This window comes from Pseudomonas sp. LBUM1669, from assembly GCF_059695705.1.
The window spans coordinates 5,616,098-5,630,345 of the sequence record NZ_CP166784.1 but is presented as its reverse complement, the minus strand read 5'-3'; the positions used below and the strand labels follow the sequence as shown (position 1 = coordinate 5,630,345).

At 58.9% G+C, this 14,248-nt stretch carries 14 protein-coding genes; 4 read left to right on the top strand and 10 right to left on the bottom strand.

Annotated features, from left to right (window positions below):
* Complete coding sequence (locus tag ACA051_RS26165) at positions 1–1,620, top strand: DUF2300 domain-containing protein (protein WP_497372482.1); 1,620 nt, start codon at positions 1–3, stop codon at positions 1,618–1,620.
* Between the two features lie 3 nt (positions 1,621–1,623).
* Positions 1,624–2,439 (top strand): YfaP family protein, encoded by an 816-nt coding sequence (locus tag ACA051_RS26160; RefSeq protein WP_497372480.1) that lies wholly within the window; start codon positions 1,624–1,626, stop codon positions 2,437–2,439.
* Between the two features lie 67 nt (positions 2,440–2,506).
* On the opposite strand, the gene ACA051_RS26155 is transcribed toward ACA051_RS26160, so the two are convergent.
* Entirely contained in the window at positions 2,507–2,692 is a 186-nt protein-coding gene (locus ACA051_RS26155; protein WP_497372478.1) for a hypothetical protein, read from the bottom strand.
* A gap of 323 nt (positions 2,693–3,015) precedes the next feature.
* Between ACA051_RS26155 and rhuM (ACA051_RS26150) the strand changes: the two genes are divergently transcribed.
* Positions 3,016–3,735 carry a RhuM family protein gene (rhuM, locus tag ACA051_RS26150; protein ID WP_497372476.1) on the top strand — a complete coding sequence of 240 codons (720 nt, stop codon included), beginning with the start codon at positions 3,016–3,018 and terminating at the stop codon, positions 3,733–3,735.
* Positions 3,726–4,115: a RhuM family protein gene (gene rhuM / locus ACA051_RS26145; protein ID WP_497372474.1), complete on the top strand. Its 390-nt coding sequence runs from the start codon at positions 3,726–3,728 to the stop codon at positions 4,113–4,115. The genes rhuM (ACA051_RS26150) and rhuM (ACA051_RS26145) overlap by 10 nt, the downstream gene beginning before the upstream one ends.
* A gap of 452 nt (positions 4,116–4,567) precedes the next feature.
* Here the strand turns inward: rhuM (ACA051_RS26145) and ACA051_RS26140 are convergent, their stop codons facing one another.
* From ACA051_RS26140 to exaC, 9 genes are all read right to left on the bottom strand, one after another.
* Positions 4,568–5,314: a S24 family peptidase gene (locus ACA051_RS26140; protein WP_497305754.1), complete on the bottom strand. Its 747-nt coding sequence runs from the start codon at positions 5,312–5,314 to the stop codon at positions 4,568–4,570.
* Positions 5,315–5,544: 230 nt separating this feature from the next.
* A complete protein-coding gene (gene ppa, locus ACA051_RS26135) occupies positions 5,545–6,072 on the bottom strand; it encodes an inorganic diphosphatase (protein WP_282379152.1) in 528 nt (175 codons plus the stop codon).
* A 113-nt stretch (positions 6,073–6,185) separates the two neighbouring features.
* Positions 6,186–6,998 carry a M90 family metallopeptidase gene (locus tag ACA051_RS26130; protein WP_497305752.1) on the bottom strand — a complete coding sequence of 271 codons (813 nt, stop codon included), beginning with the start codon at positions 6,996–6,998 and terminating at the stop codon, positions 6,186–6,188.
* A gap of 6 nt (positions 6,999–7,004) precedes the next feature.
* Positions 7,005–7,661 carry a DedA family protein gene (locus tag ACA051_RS26125; protein WP_497305751.1) on the bottom strand — a complete coding sequence of 219 codons (657 nt, stop codon included), beginning with the start codon at positions 7,659–7,661 and terminating at the stop codon, positions 7,005–7,007.
* Between the two features lie 248 nt (positions 7,662–7,909).
* Positions 7,910–8,368 carry a GNAT family N-acetyltransferase gene (locus ACA051_RS26120; protein ID WP_109635166.1) on the bottom strand — a complete coding sequence of 153 codons (459 nt, stop codon included), beginning with the start codon at positions 8,366–8,368 and terminating at the stop codon, positions 7,910–7,912.
* 120 nt (positions 8,369–8,488) lie between these two features.
* Positions 8,489–9,313 carry an ethanolamine ammonia-lyase subunit EutC gene (gene eutC / locus ACA051_RS26115; protein ID WP_497372472.1) on the bottom strand — a complete coding sequence of 275 codons (825 nt, stop codon included), beginning with the start codon at positions 9,311–9,313 and terminating at the stop codon, positions 8,489–8,491.
* 8 nt (positions 9,314–9,321) lie between these two features.
* Positions 9,322–10,716, bottom strand: a complete 1,395-nt coding sequence (locus ACA051_RS26110) for an ethanolamine ammonia-lyase subunit EutB (protein WP_497372470.1) — start codon at positions 10,714–10,716, stop codon at positions 9,322–9,324.
* A 201-nt stretch (positions 10,717–10,917) separates the two neighbouring features.
* Complete coding sequence (gene eat, locus ACA051_RS26105) at positions 10,918–12,288, bottom strand: ethanolamine permease (RefSeq protein WP_497305746.1); 1,371 nt, start codon at positions 12,286–12,288, stop codon at positions 10,918–10,920.
* A 194-nt stretch (positions 12,289–12,482) separates the two neighbouring features.
* Positions 12,483–14,003 carry an acetaldehyde dehydrogenase ExaC gene (exaC, locus tag ACA051_RS26100; RefSeq protein ID WP_497372468.1) on the bottom strand — a complete coding sequence of 507 codons (1,521 nt, stop codon included), beginning with the start codon at positions 14,001–14,003 and terminating at the stop codon, positions 12,483–12,485.
* Positions 14,004–14,248: the final 245 nt, after the last annotated feature.

The following is a 14,248-nucleotide window of genomic DNA, read 5'->3' as shown; positions in this document are numbered from 1 at the left end:
ATGCCACGAGCGCTGGTCTGGTGGCTGCTGTGTTTGATTCCTGCGCTGGCGACAGCGCAGGAGGAGCCGCTGCGCCTGGGTTTCAAGGGCGAGTTGATTTCGTTGAGCCAGACACAGGTGATTTCACGCGAGCCATTGTCCAGTGATTTGCAGGCGCCGTTGGGCAGTTTGTGGAAGTTGTTTGTGTACGGCTGGCTGGTGGATACCGGCGCCCGCGAGCCGGCTTACGAGTGTCGCGGGCAGTCGAAAGAGGAAGTTTATTGCTGCACGGCGGGCGGCAAGATCGAGCGCGATCAGGCGTTGATGAAGTCGTGCGGGTTGTATTTCGAACCTGCGCGGCTGGGTATTTCTGAGGCTGGCTGGCGGGAGTATTGGCAGGCACGGCAGGCGCCGGAATGGTTGCAGAACTTGCCTTCGATGCAGCCTTCTACGCGAGTGTCGGTGGCGCAATTGCTGAAAGTGCTGGCCGTGATGCCGGCGCAGGATCAGGCGCGCCGGGTGTTGCTCGATGTGGTGTTGAGCGCCGCCGACGGCAATGTCGTGGGCGAACTCGGTGGCCGGTTGCGGGTGAAAACCTGGAGCTGGTTGGGCGATCAGGATCCTGCGTCGCGTCAGGGCGGGTTTGCGGGTTGGATGGCGGACGGCACACCGATCTGGGCGGGCGGGCGCGGGACCAGTCAGATGGTGCTTCGTCATTACGGTGCTGCGTTGGCTTCGGTGTTGCCGGTGGATTGGCCCGTGGACGCGGGACGATGTGTCGAGGTCGGTCTGTTTTCCCGTTATCCGATCGGGCGTGTTCTTGCGGGGGATCGGGTTGTTTCTTCCGGGCCTCTGCAGGGCGACTATCGCGTCGAGTTCGCCAATGGCAATCAGCTGGATATCCACAGCGATGGCGAACTGTTTTTGCTTAAGGACAAACTGATCGCCCGTCTGGACCGCGAAGAATACGTCGCCCGTGTCCTCCAGCGCGAAGCCAAACCCGAACCCGCTGAAGCCGCCAAAGCCCTGGCCGTCGCCATCCGCACTTATCTGCTGCAAAACGCCACCCGCAATGGCGACTGTCTGAGCATCGACGACAGCAGCAACCGTCAACGCGTCGCCCCACGCCCAGCCACCGCTGAATCACGCTACATCGCCGCCTGGACCAGCGACCTCGTCATGGCCGGCAGCACCGTCACCTACCACTCCGACCAACCCGGCCCGGACAAACTCTCCTGGCAGCAAGCCGTCGAACAAGCCAACGCCGGCCAGCGCTACGACGCCATCCTGGTGCACGCCTACCCACGCGCCAGCCTCAGCCGCTGGGACAATCCCGTCGCCTCCTGCGAAGCACTGCCCGCCGCGCAAGACTGGCTACAAAAGCAACGCCGCGGTTGGCGTTTGCGGTTGGAAAGCGAGGTCGGCTACAACGACGTCAGCACCTTCGCCGTCTGCCGCCTGGTCTTCGGCCGCCCCTACGTCGACCGCGAACGTCAACGCATCTACGTGCGCGGCGTGCTGTCACTGCAAGACCGCCTCGACCTGACCCACGAATACCTGCACCTGGCCTTCGAAGCACATCCCAACGGCCAGGATGAAACCTACATCGAAGGGCTCGCCCGCCACCTCTTGCTGGAATAGGCCATGAAACTCCGTTATCCACAGGTCCTCCTGTTCCTTTGTTCTTTTTGTGTATTGCCGACGGTGTTTGCGGCTGAGAGCGGCGTGAAACTCGATACGCCCGTTGGCGGTTGGCGCACCGGCGCGGCTGAGGGGGAAGGTGAAAACTTTCGCCAGATGGTTAATTACCCGGCCTCTTCGGTGAATACCCCGGTGGGACAGGCCAACACTGCACGGATTACCGGCCAGATCAAAGCTGCGCCCAAGTCAGGTCAGCCCGGCAGGTTGATCGTCAACGGCGTCAGCATGCCGCTGAAGATTGATCCGGCCGGGCGCTTTGATCGACCGTTCTCGTTTCCCAATGGCAGCAACAGCGTTGAAGTGCGTAGTGCCGATGGACAGCAACGGTCTCGGACGCAGTTTCTTAATGCCAGTGGTGGGGCTACGCCGGCCAAGTTGCGGGTGCTGTTGGCCTGGGACAGCGATGGTACGGATCTGGACCTGCACCTCATCACGCCCGATGGTGCGCACATCTGGTACGGCGATCGGGTTGCACCCAATGGTGCGGCGCTGGATGTTGACGTGACGACGGGGTATGGGCCGGAGATCTTCGCCATGCCGGCGCCGATCAAGGGGCAGTATTTGGTGTATGTGAACTACTTTGGGGGCGGGTATCGGAGTGATGAGGAGGGGCAGGAGGAGGCGGTTCAGGCGCTGACCACGGCGCAGGTGACGGTGATTACGGAGGAGGGGACGCCGAACGAGAAGATGGAGACTTTTCTGGTGCCGATGCGGGCGGTGGGGGAGTTGACGTTGGTTAAGGGGTTTAGTTATCCGTGATGGCCAATTGTCTGATGGCTGTTGGACAATTGAATTGGGCAGCGGCTTGCTGCCCAATATCGGAAGCTCAGATGTTTTCCGAGACATTGCCTGAGCAGTCGAGATCATCCGGGCTTACCTTTACTCGCTGAGGCGATACAAGCTGCTCTGTAACCACCGCTACCAGCGCCTCATCCGCTTCGATGAGTGTCTTGTATTCAAGCGTTGAGCGTCGTCGAGATTCTCTATCGGCAGGAGTCTTGGACACGGTCATGAAGAGGCGCCTCTGATAATGGCCTTTTGGACATTAGAAATGATGATGATTTGTGGTTGGTTTTCAATCAATTTATCTATAAGAAACATAATGTTTGATTGATTTTTTAAGGATCTGAAATCCCACGCCGGCCACCATTCTCTTGCCGTTCGAGACCGGTTTTTAACAGATTTTTAGCGGTCTACAAGCCCAGACTTTACGTTTTTGATCCAGTACACTTGCCCCATCTCTAGCCTGCCAGCGGTGCAGGCGACCGAATAGTTGCTCAAGATTTTTCGAGAAAAAATGACCCTGATTACATTAAACGACCTTGAAGCCCACCTATGGAGCGACGTGCAGAAGGTGCTGCTGGTCAAGGAAGGATTTTAGCTATGAGCACGGATGGTGCCGACAGCAACACTTCACAGTTCATCATCTACCAGAGCGAAGACGGGCAAACCCGGCTGGATGTGCGCTTTGTCGACGAGTCTGTATGGCTGACCCAAGCCCTAATGGCGGAACTGTTCAGCACCACGCCAGAGAACGTGCTGATGCACCTGAAGAACATCTTCAGCGAGGCTGAGCTTGATCAAAATGCAACCACTAAGGATTTCTTAGTAGTTCGCCAAGAAGGCACACGCCAGGTAAAACGCAGCCTCAAACACTACAATCTGGACGCCATCATCTCGGTGGGGTATCGCGTACAGAGCCATACGGCAACCCGCTTCCGCCAATGGGCCACCCGGCAGCTGCGCGAATACATCGTCAAAGGCTTCGTGCTTGATGATGAGCGTCTGAAAAACCCCGACCAGCCCTTCGATTACTTCGAAGAGCTGACGCGGCGCATTCAGGATATTCGCACCAGCGAAAAGCGCTTCTACCAGAAGATCACCGATATCTACGCCACCAGCGTGGACTACGACCCAACCCAGGATGCCAGCATCGGCTTCTTCAAAACCGTGCAAAACAAAGTGCACTGGGCAATTACCGGGCAATTACCGGGCAAACCGCTGCCGAGCTTATTCACCACCGCGCTGACAGCAGCAAACCCCATATGGACCTGACCAACTGGCGCGGTGCTAAGGTGCGCAAGCAGGATATCGCCAACGCCAAGAACTACCTCTCGGCAGAAGAACTCAGCGCCTTGAACAACCTGGTCGAGCAATACCTGGTGTTTGCCGAGGGTCAGGCCATGCGCCGCATCCCCATGTCCATGGCTGACTGGGTGAAAAAGCTAGATGGCTTCCTTACTTTGAACGACCGCGACATTCTCGACAATGCCGGCAAGATCTCCCACGACATGGCCAAGCAATACGCCGAGTCGCAGTACGAGCAGTTTCACCAGCAGCGCCAGCATGCAGATGCCATCGATGCAGACAAACACCTTGCCAACTTGAGCCAGATTGCTCATCAGTTATCAGGCAATACGTGTAAGAAAGATTAAGTACCGGTCAAGCTAACACCAGAAACTCGGTGTGGGTCAGATATGGCGCTTTGCATCAAGCCCGCATTCTGCTTGTCTTTCAGGCATTAAAAAGCCGGCTTGTGGCCGGCTTCTCGGGGACTGGCTTGGTTCATTTTTGGTAAACCGCGCCAGCCTTCAAAACGTACACCCGGATCTTGCGTCCGGCTGTGGGACTCGGCGAGAAAGTCATCTGCCTTGTCGGTGCGATCAGCGCCGCGGGGCGGGGTGATGCGCAAATGTGGGGCGCAGCATACTGATTTTTTGGGGGGATTCCCAGTGTGGTGTGCGTCTTAGGGCTATCGGAGGCTTGGGATCAAGTAACCCATCCGGATTTGAGGGTGACTGTTCCATTGCTTTCGCGGGCGAGCCCGCTCCCACAGGGATTGTGTGATGCCTGTGGGAGTGGGCTCGCCTGTAAAAATGCCCGGGAGCTACAAAAACGGCACCGCCGGCCGCCGTTTGTTCAGCGTCGACCACCAGAACACCCATCCCAATACCCTGATGTTCTGCTTATCAATCTGCTCGGCATTGAAGATCTCATCCGGGTGTTCTGCCTTGTTGTAGCTGCGCAACCTCAGGGCGTTGCCCGGCATACGGTGCAGGTATTTGATTCGCAGCATCCCGTCATGCTCGATCGCATAGATTTCCCCATCAATCACTTTGGTGAGTCCGCGGTCGATGGCGAGTGTCGAGCCGTCCTCAATCCGCTCGCCCATGCCGTTGCCGATCATGTGGACGCAGAAGACATCCGTGTATCTGATTTCCAGGGAGTCGAGGTGGCTTTTGGGCAGGCGGATGAATTGGCCGGGGTCTTCGACGACGTGGGTTTTGCAGGACCCCGGGGTGACGGGTATTTCCTTGTAGAGAGGCAGTTCCACATCGGTGGGCTCGACCACCGTGTAGATGCCGCGAATGGCCTGGGCGTCGAAGGTGTTGCCAGACTCATCGAGCAGGCGCAGGTGTTTGGAGTCTTGTGGGCCTTCGCCGGTCTTGAGCCAGTCGCTGTTTACCGACAGTAGTCTGGAGACCTCTTCCATACGGTAGGCGGGCACACCGCGGGTGTACCAGTTGTGGATATTTTGCGGCTCCGTGTCGAAGAAAGCGGCAAATCCTGTCGTCGTTATTTTCGCTTTTTCGAGGAGCGCTTTAAACCGTGGGCCGCTAGTGTTCTTTTTCATAAACACGAGTCTACGGGCGCTGGGGCGGGCTTTGAATAAACGAACCGTTCAAATTTCGAGGGAAATTTACGACCGGATGTAAGACGTATTTGGAACAAATTAAACAAGAAAAAACGTAGCGCTCTGAAACTAAACGCCCTGTTTAAAAGGCACTTAATAGACGCCCACAAAAAACCCCGGATCAACCGGGGTTTTTTTCAAGTCGTCACAGGCACGAGGCCCATGGCGTCTTAGCCTTTGTAGGCAGCAACCGACTTCATGATCTCGGTGCGAGCGGCTTCTGCGTCGCCCCAACCTTCGATCTTCACCCATTTGCCTTTTTCGAGGTCTTTGTAGTTCTCGAAGAAGTGCTTGATCTGTTCCAGCAGCAGCGGAGGCAGATCGGTGTATTCCTTCACGTCGACGTACAGCTGGGAGAGCTTGTCGTGTGGGACTGCGATGACTTTGGCATCGCCGCCGCCGTCGTCGGTCATGTGCAGGATGCCGACCGGACGGGCGCGGATGACCGAACCTGGAGTAACCGGGTAAGGGGTCACGACCAGTACGTCGAGGGGGTCACCGTCGTCGGCCAGGGTGTTCGGAATGAAACCGTAGTTGGCCGGGTAGAACATCGGGGTGGCCATGAAACGGTCAACGAACAGGCAATCGCTGTCTTTGTCGATTTCGTACTTGATCGGCGCGTGGTTGGCCGGAATCTCGATCGCGACGTAGATGTCGTTCGGCAGGTCTTTGCCAGCCGGAATCTTGCTGTAGCTCATTGGGCGTTGCCCCCGTTAGTTGACCAAAAACACTTGGCCGGATTGACCAAAAAGTGGCGGCGATTATAGGCATATTCCGCCGTTGATGCTACGTACCAAGGGTCGTAGAGACCTTAGTCGTGTGCCTGATAGACCGGGTCATTGGCCAGAAGTTGCCGCAGCCGGGCCAACGGATCCTGGCGGTAAAACAGCCTCAGCTGCTCATAGACCTGAGGATACGCCTCGTGCAGCAAATCCGGGGCGCTGAAGAAGTATTCGCTGGTGACGGCGAAGAACTCGGCGGGATTTTCTGCTGCATACGGATCGATGGCTGTTTCGGCGTCTGGATTGCGGTCAAGGTGCCGATTGAGGTCGTCGTAGGCGTGCTGCATGACCTTGGCCCACTCGCTGACGCGCATGTCGGGGTGCAGCGGCGGCAAGCCGTTGGCATCGCCGTTGAGCATGTCGAGTTTGTGCGCGAGTTCGTGAATCACCAGGTTGTAGCCTTCCCAGCCGCCGCTGGCCATCACGCCGGGCCAGGCAAGGATGATCGGGCCTTGCTGCCAGGCTTCGCCGCTGTGTTCGCCGTCCCACTCGTGTTCGACGCCACTGGCATCGCGATGCCGTTGGGGGCTGAGGAAGTCGTCGGGGTAGAGGACGATTTCGTGAAAACCCTGATACCAGTTCAGATCGCCCAGGTTCAGCAGTGGCAATTGTGCCTGGGCGGCGAGCAGCAGGCGTTGCTCCTGGTGGAGTTCGACGCCGGGCAGGGCGGTCAAGTGTTTATCTTCCAGGAACAGCACGCAGGCTTCGCGCAGCCACTGATCTTCCGCGGCGCTGAGGCCATCGAGAAAACTCAAGTGATGGCGCACCCGTTGCCACAGGTCGTCGGCAATCGGGTGTCTGGCCAGGATGCGCCGGCGACGCCAGGCGCTCAGGGACCACATCGCGAGTCAGCGCGATGGGGTTTTAGGCGCGGCGTTGCCGAAGCGGCTGCGGACTACGCCGATGATCATCGGTACCAGCGACAGCAGGATGATGGCCACCACCAGCAGCGAAAGGTTTTTCTTGATGAACGGCACGTTGCCGAAGAAGTAACCCAAGGTCACCAGACCGCCGACCCACAGAATGGTGCCGAGGACACTGAAGGCAAAGAAGCGTGGGTAAGGCATTTTGGCAACGCCGGCGACGAACGGTGCAAAGGTGCGGATGATCGGCAGGAAGCGCGCCAGGGTCACGGTTTTGCCACCGTGTTTGTCATAGAAGTCGTGGGTCTGTTGTAGATAGTCGCGGCGGAAGATTTTCGAGTTCGGGTTGCTGAACAAGCGTTCGCCCGCTGTTCGGCCGATGACGTAGTTGGTGCTGTCACCGAGGATCGCCGCCAGCATCAGCAAGCCGCCCAGCAACACCGGGTCCATGCCGCCGCCGGCCGCAACGGCGCCCGCGATGAACAGCAGGGAGTCGCCCGGCAGGAAGGGCATCACCACCAGACCGGTTTCGCAGAAGATCACCAGAAACAGGATGGCGTAGATCCATGGCCCGTAGTTGTTCACCAGCAAGTCGAGGTAAACATCGAGATGCAGGATAAGGTCGATCGGGTTGAAATCCATGAGGGCACCTGTGGTGACGGCCAGACTCAGCAGGCCTGTGCGGATGACTTCGCGAAAGCCTACAGACGAGTGTAGTTTTTCTTACAAGCCGAAAAGGTCGGCATTATACGGCCTGAGTGGTGAAACGCGCGTCGAGATTGTAGCGGGGGATGTCGATGGGGCGACAGGAAGTCGCGTGACAATAAATAACCCTTTCTGCGAGAAGGGAACGTGCCCACTTCTCACAGAAATTGGCCTGGCTGCAAGGATCAGAGCTCGTCGCTGATCGGCAGCACGTAGTTCTTGAACTCGGTGTCTTCCTTGAACCCGATGGATTCGTAGGTTTTCTGCGCCACTTCGTTATTGCTGCTGGTGGAAACGCGCATGCGCACGGCATTGGTTTCCTTGGCCATTTTCTTCGCGGTACGGATGAGGTTGTCGGCCACCAGCTGGCGGCGGGCGTCTTCGGCGACATAGATGTCGTTGAGGATCCACACGCGCTTGAGCGAAAGGGATGAGAAGCTCGGATATAACTGACAGAACCCCATCAGTTTGTCGTCGCCATCGGCCAGCGCCAGGTAAATCACCGATTCCTTGCGCCGCAGACGTTTTTCAAGGAACGCCCGAGAGGAGTCTGGATAGGCCAGTGAGCCATAAAACTCGCGATATTTGACGAACAACGGGGTCAGCAGGTCCAGGTGTTCGAGGGTCGCTTGAATAATCCGCATCGATAGGTCTCATCTTCAAGTGGCTGTCTTCACGTGCTCTGACGGCGAACGGTTCTTCACTCGGGCAGCCGTGCATCGATCCTGCCTGAAACCGGAACAGAAACGCAATGCGGAAACGGTTCAGGTATTCGGCGGGCTCAGTAGGAAATTACCTTTCATGTCTGCACCTGTGTCCGACTCCAGCGTCTGAACCTGGGCTTCGTCCTTCAGATTGACCCCCGACAGTTGCCGCCGGCAAGCCTCACGCATCAGGTACAGCAAACGGTGTGCCGCCATTCCGTAGCTCAAGCCCTCGAGCCGGACATTGGAGATGCAATTGCGGTAGGCGTCGGTCAGCCCGACCTTAGGACTGTAGGTGAAATATAACCCCAGGCTGTCCGGCGAACTGAGGCCAGGGCGTTCACCGATCAGGATCACCACCATTTTCGCGCCGAGCAGTTCGCCAATCTCGTCGGCCACTGCGACCCGGCCTTGCTCCACCAGCACCACCGGTGAAACGGACCAGCCTTCAGTCACAATCTGCTCTTGCATCCGCGCCAGAAACGGCAAGGTATGGCGATGAACGGCCAGCGCCGACAAGCCATCGGCAACTACGATCACCAGGTCCACACCCCCAGGTTTTGCCTGTGCGTACCCGCGCAAGATCTGCGCCGACTCATCACTCAACTTTCGCCCCAGATCGGGCCGCTGCAAGTAACTGTCCCGGTTCGTGGCGGCGCTGTGCAGCAGCAAACTCTCGCGCCCGGCCTCGGCCAGTTGTGAGCTGAGCCCTGCATGGTCGAATGGCAAGTGCACCGCGTCCCGGGCTTGTGCGTGGGCGTATTGGAAATCCAGTTGCGCACTCGTCGGCATGCTGGTGCCGGTTCGACCCAGGGCAATCCGCGCCGGGGTCAGGCGACGCAGTTGCAGCAACGGATTCTCTGGATCAACAGGTGGTTTATCCATTTCAACACTCATCCCAGTTGCGCCATCGCTTGGCGGAAGGCTGGCGGCAGGCTGTCGCCGAAGTGAATCTTGCCGTCCGTCTGGGTCAGGATGCCCATTCTCGCCAGCCATTGTTCGAACTCCGGCGCCGGTTTCAGGCCCAGCGTCTGGCGAGCGTAAAGGGCGTCGTGGAACGAGGTGGTCTGGTAGTTGAGCATGATGTCATCGGAGCCTGGGATGCCCATGATGAAATTGATCCCGGCCACGCCCAGTAGGGTCAGCAGGGTGTCCATGTCATCCTGATCGGCTTCGGCGTGGTTGGTGTAACAGATGTCGCAGCCCATCGGTACGCCCAATAGCTTGCCGCAGAAGTGATCTTCAAGGCCGGCGCGGATGATCTGTTTGCCGTTGTAGAGGTATTCCGGGCCGATGAATCCTACGACGGTGTTGACCAGGAACGGCTTAAAATGGCGCGCCACGGCGTAGGCGCGGGTTTCGCAGGTCTGTTGATCGATGCCGTGGTGGGCGTTGGCTGACAGGGCACTGCCTTGGCCGGTTTCGAAATACATCAGGTTCTGGCCCAGGGTGCCGCGATTCAGGCTCAGCCCGGCGTCGTAACCTTCCTGCAAGACATTCAGGTTGATGCCGAAACTCGCGTTGGCCGCTTCGGTGCCGGCGATCGACTGGAACACCAGGTCCAGCGGAACCCCGCGATTGATCGCCTCGATGGAGGTGGTGACGTGGGTCAGCACGCAGGCCTGGGTCGGGATTTCGTAGCGCTGGATGATCGCGTCGAGCATTTCCAGCATGGCGCAGATCGACGCGATGTTGTCTGTGGCCGGGTTGATGCCGATCATCGCGTCACCGTTGCCGTACAGCAGGCCGTCGAGAATGCTCGCCGCAATGCCGGCCGGTTCGTCGGTGGGGTGGTTGGGTTGCAGGCGCGTGGATAACCTCCCGCGCAAGCCCATCGTGCCGCGGAATTTCGTGACCACGCGGATTTTTTGCGCCACCAGCACCAGATCCTGCACGCGCATGATCTTCGACACGGCGGCGACCATCTCCGGGGTCAGGCCGGGCGCCAGGGCGCGCAGGCTCTGTTCTTCGGCCGCATCGCTGAGCAGCCAGTTGCGAAAACCGCCGACGGTGAGGTGGCTGACGGCCGTAAACGCGTGTTTGTCATGCGTGTCGATGATCAGCCGGGTGACCTCATCGGCCTCGTAAGGAATCAATACTTCCTGCAGGAAGTGGGTCAGCGGGATGTCAGCCAGGGCCATTTGCGCCGCTACGCGCTCGCCATCGTTGAGGGCGGCGACGCCGGCCAGGAAATCCCCGGAGCGCGCCGGGCTGGCTTTGGCCATGACGTCCTTGAGACTCGCGAAGCGGTAGGTCTGGGCGCCGACGGAGTGGGCAAATTGGGCCATGGGACGGTGTCCTCCTGATGTGTAGAAGTCTTGATACCCTGACATTCCCTTGTGGGAGCCAGCCTGCTGGCGATTGCAGTGTGTCATTCAAAATCGATGCTGACTGTCAGACCGCAATCGCCAGCAGGCTAGCTCCCACAGGGGAACTGCGTGCACTTCTATATGGCAGGCGCCGGACAACAGGCCCGGCGCCGGTGCAACTCAGACGCCTTCGAGCATCGCATCGGCCGGTGCGTCGAAGCGCTGCTTGGCGGTCAGATGGAAATACAAGTAACCGGCCGCCATGAAGCCGAGGAACACGCACCCAATCAGCGGGTTGAACCACGCCATCGCCACCAGGCACACCACCGCCAGAAACAGCGCGATCCCCGGAACGATCGGATAGCCCGGCGCGCGGAAGCTGCGTTCCAGGTTCGGTTCGGTTTTACGCAGTTTGAACAGGCTCAGCATACTGATGATGTACATCACGATGGCGCCGAATACCGACATGGTGATCATCGCAGCCGTCAGCGTCATGCCTTGCAGGTTAACCAGGCCGTCGCTGTAAATCGCCGCAATGCCGATTACGCCGCCAGCGAGGATGGCGCGGTGCGGGGTCTGGAAACGCGAGAGCTTGGCCAGGCCGCGAGGCAGGTAACCGGCACGCGCCAGGGCGAAGAACTGCCGCGAATAGCCAAGGATGATCCCGTGGAAACTGGCCACCAGGCCAAACAAGCCGATCCACACCAGCATGTGCATCCAGCTTGAATTGTTGCCGACCACCGCTTTCATTGCCTGAGGCAGCGGGTCGTTGATGTTCGACAGTTGGCGCCAGTCGCCGACGCCGCCCGCCATGACCATTACGCCGATGGCCAGGAACACCAGGGTCAGAATGCCGCTGACATAAGCCCTGGGAATTGTGCGTTTCGGGTCCTTGGCTTCTTCAGCCGCCATCGCCGCGCCTTCAATGGCCAGGAAAAACCAGATCGCAAAGGGGATCGCCGCAAAGATGCCGGGGATCGAGCCCATGGTGAACTCGTTGGCGCCCGACCAGCCGTTAAGTGCGAAATTACTGAAGCTGAAGCCCGGCGCAACGACGCCCATGAACACCAGCAATTCGGCGACTGCCAGCACGGTGACCACCAGTTCGAAGGTGGCGGCGATGCTGACGCCGAGAATGTTCAGGCCCATGAACACGAAATACGCGCCAACGGCCGCGAGCTTGGGATCAAGTTCGGGGTATTGCACGTTGAGGTAAGCGCCGATGGCCATGGCGATGGCCGGGGGCGCAAAGACGAATTCGATCAGGGTGGCGATGCCGGCGATCAATCCGCCTTTCTCACCAAAGGCCCGACGGCTGTAGGCAAACGGCCCGCCCGCGTGGGGAATCGCGGTGGTCAGTTCGGTGAAACTGAAGATGAAGCAGGTGTACATCGTCGCCACCATCAATGCGGTGACGAGGAAACCCAGGGTGCCTGCGGTGCCCCAGCCATAACTCCAGCCGAAGTACTCGCCGGAAATCACCAAGCCGACGGCAATGCCCCATAGATGCAGGGTACCGAGTGTGGGTTTGAGCTGTGTGGAAGAAGTCATAAGTCCTCGCTGTCTTTTTTATTGTTTGATCTGTTGGACTTGCGGTACGACGTTTTCGTGTAGAGCGGGCACGCAAAGCCCGTGCCAGAGCGGCAGGGCGATGTTAGGTGTGAGGGGGGCGCCATCGCGAGCAAACCAGGCTCTTGTAGGAGCGAGGCTTGCCCGCGAAAGCCGTTACGCGGTGTCGCGCCGCTTTAGAAGAAGCCCAACGGATTGATGTCGTAGCTCACCAGCAGGTTTTTAGTCTGCTGATAGTGATCGAGCATCATCTTGTGGGTTTCACGGCCGACGCCGGACTTTTTGTAACCGCCAAACGCGGCGTGTGCCGGGTACAGGTGGTAGCAGTTGGTCCACACGCGACCGGCCTTGATGGCGCGGCCCATGCGGTAGGCGCGGTTGATGTCGCGGGTCCAGAGGCCGGCACCCAGGCCGAACTCGGTGTCGTTGGCGATCGCCAGGGCTTCGGCTTCGTCCTTGAACGTGGTGATGCTCACCACCGGGCCAAAGATTTCTTCCTGGAACACACGCATTTTGTTGGTGCCCTTGAGCAGGGTCGGCTGGATGTAATACCCGGTCGCCAGGTTGCCCTCGAGTTTTTCCACCTTGCCGCCGGTCAGCAGCTCGGCGCCTTCGCCCTTGGCGATTTCCAGGTACGAAAGGATTTTGTCGAATTGCTGCTCGGACGCCTGGGCGCCGACCATGGTGTCGGTGTCCAGCGGGTCGCCACGCTTGATCGACAACACTTTCTTCATCACGACTTTCATGAAGTCGTCGTAGATCGACTCTTGCACCAATGCACGGGAAGGGCAGGTGCACACTTCGCCCTGGTTGAAGAACGCCAGCACCAGACCTTCGGCGGCTTTCTCGATGAAAGTCGGCTCGGCTTGCATGATGTCTTCGAAGAAGATGTTCGGCGACTTGCCACCCAGCTCCACGGTGGACGGGATGATGTTTTCGGCCGCGCATTTCATGATGTGCGAGCCGACCGGGGTCGAGCCGGTGAAGGCGATCTTGGCGATGCGTTTGCTGGTGGCCAGGGCCTCGCCGGCTTCTTTGCCGAAGCCTTGCACCACGTTGAGCACGCCCGGCGGCAGCAGGTCGCCGATCAGCTCCATCAGCACAGTAATGCCCAGCGGGGTTTGTTCGGCAGGCTTGAGCACCACGCAGTTACCGGCAGCCAGGGCCGGGGCGAGTTTCCAGGCGGCCATCAGGATCGGGAAGTTCCACGGGATGATCTGGCCGACCACGCCCAGTGGTTCGTGGATGTGATACGCAACAGTGTTGCCATCGATCTCGGCGGCGCTGCCTTCCTGAGCGCGGATGCAACCGGCGAAGTAGCGGAAATGGTCAGCGGCCAGCGGGATGTCGGCGTTGAGGGTTTCACGCACGGCTTTGCCGTTGTCCCAGGATTCAGTGATCGCCAGCAATTCCAGGTTCTGCTCGATGCGGTCGGCGATTTTCAGCAGCACCAGCGAGCGAGCCTGGACGGACGTGGCGCCCCAGGCATCGGCAGCCGCGTGGGCAGCGTCCAGGGCTTTGTCGATGTCTTCGGCCGTGGAGCGAGGGAATTCGGCAATGGGTTGGCCATTTACTGGCGAGGTATTGGTGAAGTACTGACCTTTGACAGGCGCGACGAACTCGCCGCCGATGTAGTTACCGTATTTGCTCTTGAACGAAACGATAGCGCCTTCAGTACCGGGGTGAGCGTAACGCATGATGTTTTCTCCTTGGCTTTTGTACTTATAAGAGAGAGCGCTTGTGCGCTTGTTATAAGCGTAGAGCAAAGGTCGGGCCACTGCCTTGCAGGTCAGACAAATCAAGGCTTTACGCGGTTTTTGTCGGACCGGCGGACGCTGCCTGTGACGCTTTCGGTACAGCCCCGGTGACACTTTGTACCGCTTCTGGCGCAACCTGTGACCGGGCGGTCTTGCCAGCATTGCAATGCAGGCTAGGCTGGAGG